The sequence below is a fragment of the Bathymodiolus platifrons methanotrophic gill symbiont genome (assembly GCF_002189065.1).
Taxonomy (GTDB): Bacteria; Pseudomonadota; Gammaproteobacteria; order Methylococcales; family Methylomonadaceae; genus Methyloprofundus.
The window spans coordinates 1-2,381 of sequence record NZ_BDMN01000483.1; the positions used below are offsets into that span (position 1 = coordinate 1).

Annotated in this window: 3 protein-coding genes and 1 pseudogene; 2 read left to right on the top strand and 2 right to left on the bottom strand. The window is 42.7% G+C overall.

Annotated features, from left to right (window positions below; all coding sequences use genetic code 11):
- Both CDZ78_RS19635 and CDZ78_RS19640 read left to right on the top strand, forming a co-directional pair.
- On the top strand, window positions 1-428 hold a 428-nt coding region (locus tag CDZ78_RS19635; protein WP_174664600.1), incomplete at its 5' end, for a recombinase family protein.
- A 635-nt stretch (window positions 429-1,063) separates the two neighbouring features.
- Window positions 1,064-1,390, top strand: a complete 327-nt coding sequence (locus CDZ78_RS19640; RefSeq protein WP_087871470.1) for a tetratricopeptide repeat protein — start codon at window positions 1,064-1,066, stop codon at window positions 1,388-1,390.
- A 171-nt stretch (window positions 1,391-1,561) separates the two neighbouring features.
- Here the strand turns inward: CDZ78_RS19640 and CDZ78_RS19645 are convergent, their stop codons facing one another.
- Together CDZ78_RS19645 and CDZ78_RS24450 are read right to left on the bottom strand one after the other, a co-directional pair.
- Entirely contained in the window at window positions 1,562-1,924 is a 363-nt protein-coding gene (locus tag CDZ78_RS19645; protein WP_087871471.1) for a hypothetical protein, read from the bottom strand.
- Window positions 1,925-2,030: 106 nt separating this feature from the next.
- Window positions 2,031-2,141: pseudogene (locus CDZ78_RS24450) on the bottom strand (IS200/IS605 family transposase); the annotation flags it as partial.
- Window positions 2,142-2,381: the final 240 nt, after the last annotated feature.

Genomic DNA, 2,381 nt, shown 5'->3' on the forward strand with positions numbered 1-2,381 from the left:
GACTAGGTCGCGATGTTGCTTTTATATCATCGCTAATGGCAAATAAAACCCCATTCATTGCAGCACAACTTGGAAGAGACGCAGACCCTTTTATGCTCCACCTATACGCAGCTCTGTCCGAAAAGGAACGGGAGTTGATTAGCACTAGAACAAAGGCGGCTCTACAAATATTAAAGGCGCGAGGGGTTCAACTAGGTAATCAAACAAATTTAGATGAAGCACGGCTAAAGAGCAATGCAATAAACAAGAAGCTAGCCAGTGACTTCGCTAGAACCGTAAGCGACATTATCGAGGGGTATCGGATTAAAGGTTTATCAATGGGGAATGTGGCTAATGAATTAAATAAACTAGGCGTAAAAACGAGGCGCGGGGGTCAATGGCACGCATCAACAGTGAAGAATATTATTGATCGAGAGAAAACAGTATAAATTTAGGCGGTTCTGTCGCATACCCCCCTCCCCTTTATGAGTTTATTACAGGGCAAGGGACTACACCCCACGTATTCATTGAAAAAGGGGACAGATAACCTGTTTATACAACACAACCTATTTATCTGTCCCCTTCGCTGAAAATCATGGAAACGGAGCTTAGCGAAGTGGTGATTTTTAGTCCCTGATAGGCGACAGGGCAATTCGCTGATTCGACGTGTGCTAGCAGCACGCGAGAGGAGCAAGAGAGGAGAAAGAATTGCATTCCGAATAGCCGTCCAGCCAGTGAGGTAGTAATGACGAAGCGGCTTTTGTGCGTAGTCGTTGCGGACGCAGGGCGTTCAGGGCATCTCCCATCCGCTGAGTAGGTGAACGCATTATGGTGACAGAAGTCCCGGAATTTCGTGAGGTAGCATGGCGCGCCTGTACATTTACAATTTAGGGTTTTATAGTTGTCCATCTTCGTCCACCCTTTTTGGGTTTTTTCAACAGTATCCAGTTCAGGGAAAGCCACACCTCTCAAATGAATACTACTGAAATTATTCAACGTGCACTTTAGCTACTCAATAATTAAGTTGAAACCTCTGTATGCAATCTTGGGAATAATAATTTCATTAACAACACTTAATGGATGTATGAGGGCTGTAGACATCAGTTTAGGAGAACAAGGAAGGGCAGGTGTTGTTCAGGACACAAAGGAACCCTGGCCATTGCTCAGGAAGGCAGCAGAACAAGGACATGCTAGTGCGCAATACAACTTAGGATTGATGTATGCAAATGGGCAAGGTATCCCTCAAGACTACGTGATGGCACATAAATATTTTAATATTGCGGCGTCTAGTGGGGTAAAAAAAGCGAATAAAAATAGAGATAGTGTTGCCACGTTAATGACTGCCTCACAAATAGAAAAGGCACAGAATCTAGCAAGTGAATGGATGAGAACACACGCTGAAAATCAGTAAAATGGAGCCAAAGCGAAGTGATGATTTTTAGGGTTCTGTCGCAATAATTATCAAAAAGCGTAGTCCTCCTGGTCTTCAGGCATAACTATCCTGCTAAAGCCATAAACTGCTTATAAGCATCGGGACAGCACCAGCTACAAAACTGGAACGCTTGCGAATATTTCTAAGTATTTAATTTTCAGAATTTGAGCGACTACCGAGAAATTCACGTACCTCATTTGGGGAATGAACAACAAAACCATCGGCATTCAAAGGATTATCTTTACCTGCGGCTATTCCCTCCATAGCGCTACTAATATTAATCTTAGTAGGATATATTTCTTTGTCTTTTAACGTGTCAGATGTATCCAAAATTTCTACCAAAACGTCCTGTGCATCACTTTTACTCATAAAAAAATGAATAATTTGTCTCCCGGGATATTTTGGATGAGGAATCGTGACGTAAGAACCCGTTGTAGTATCTTGAAGCACCCACGCATCCGCTTTATCCCCGAGTTCTGAAATAATTGTTTCTAATGAATATGGATTAGTCATTAAATTTATCCTAATGTGTGTTTTCCTGCTCACATTGAGCAAGTAGAGTTATCATAGAGGTTCTGTCACAAAACTCAACGACTATGCACTAAAAGTCCAAAACTAACTATTCAAGAATCATGCTTCCACTATCTTTGTTTGAAGGATCGCGGTGGTGCTCAAGATATTCCTGCTGCAACATGCGAGAAGTGCGACCTTTCAACCGCTTTACCAAATCACGGTTCTGTCGCATAAATCCCCCTTCCCTACGTTATCTGCCATCATAATTCTCAATCCCCCGCTATCCGAGCATATCTCACTCTCGCTTTACATCCCAACAGGTGTCCTTGGTGGCTTTGTCGTACAGACTTAATTGTGCCGTAAGGTTCAGTTGTGAGTTTATTACAGAGAACGAGCCTACAGCCCCCCGTATTCATTGAAAAAGGGGACAGATAAGCTGTTTATACAACACAACCTA

Coding starts and splice junctions, on each gene's coding strand:
- CDZ78_RS19645 (WP_087871471.1), bottom strand. CDS start 1,924: ATGACTAATCCATATTCATTAGAAACAATTATTTCAGAACTCGGGGAT.
- CDZ78_RS19640 (WP_087871470.1), top strand. CDS start 1,064: ATGAGGGCTGTAGACATCAGTTTAGGAGAACAAGGAAGGGCAGGTGTT.